Raw genomic sequence first — 1,102 nt, 5'->3', positions numbered from 1 at the left:
ATGGCCGGCCTCGATGACCTCGTGCCCGGCGCGCCACTGGCCAGCCTGCTGGTGCGTGAACGCATCACGCACGTGACGCTGCCGCCCGCCGTGCTCGCCGTCATGCCCGAGGACAGCCTCGCCTCCGTGCGCTACCTCATCGTGGCCGGCGAAGCCGTCTCGCCCGCGCTGGTGGAGCGCTGGCACCACGGCCGCCGCATGATCAACGCCTACGGCCCCACCGAGGCCACCGTGCTGGCCTCCATGAGCGCGCCCATGGCGGGTGCCGATGACCTGTCCATCGGCACACCCATCGACAACACGCAGATCCACCTCCTCGACACCCTGCTGCRGCCGGTTCCCATCGGCAGCCCGGGTGAGATCTGCATCGGTGGTGCCGGTGTGGCGCGCGGCTACCTGAACCGCCCCGGCCTGACGGCCGACCGCTTCGCCGCCGACCCCTTCGGRCCGCCCGGCTCGCGCCTGTACCGCTCCGGCGACCTGGGCCGCTGGCGCCACGACGGCACCATCGAGTTCCTGGGCCGCATCGACGAGCAGGTCAAGATCCGGGGCTTTCGCATCGAGCCCGGTGAGATCCAGTCCGTGCTGGAACTGCATCCCGGCGTGGCCCAGGCCACCGTGATCGCCCGCGAGGACCAACCGGGCAACCGGCAGCTGGTGGGCTACGTCGTCCCCGGCCCGGCCCGGCCGGACCCCGCCGCCTTGCGCCGCTACCTGGCCGAGCGCTTGCCCGACTACATGGTGCCCGCCGCCGTGGTGATGCTCGAGGCCTTGCCGCTCACGCCCAACGGCAAGATCGACCGCAAGGCGCTGCCCGCACCCGACTTCACGGCGCAAACGTCTTTCCGTGAAGCGCGCACGCCGAACGAGCACGCGTTGGYGGCCCTCTTCGCGGAGGTGCTCGGCCTGGCGCGTRTCGGCATCGACGACGATTTCTTCGCGTTGGGCGGCCACTCGCTGCTGGCCACGCGGCTGGCCGGMCGCATCCGGGCGGCGCTGAACGTCGAGCTGTCGGTGCGCACGCTGTTCGAGGCCCCGTCCGTGGCGCGGCTGGCCGTGCACCTGGAGGCCACAGGCGAGGCGCTCGCCCAGCAACCGCCAC

Annotated in this window: 1 protein-coding gene; it reads left to right on the top strand. The window is 72.3% G+C overall.

Going from position 1 to position 1,102, the window contains the following annotated elements:
• Window positions 1-1,102, top strand: a 1,102-nt coding sequence (locus ASC87_RS27270) for a non-ribosomal peptide synthetase (protein WP_157604405.1), incomplete at both ends; no start/stop codon positions are given.

Origin of the sequence: Rhizobacter sp. Root1221, from assembly GCF_001425785.1 — a bacterium.
GTDB lineage: Bacteria > Pseudomonadota > Gammaproteobacteria > Burkholderiales > Burkholderiaceae_C > Rhizobacter.
This window is presented reverse-complemented; position numbering and strand designations above follow the sequence as displayed.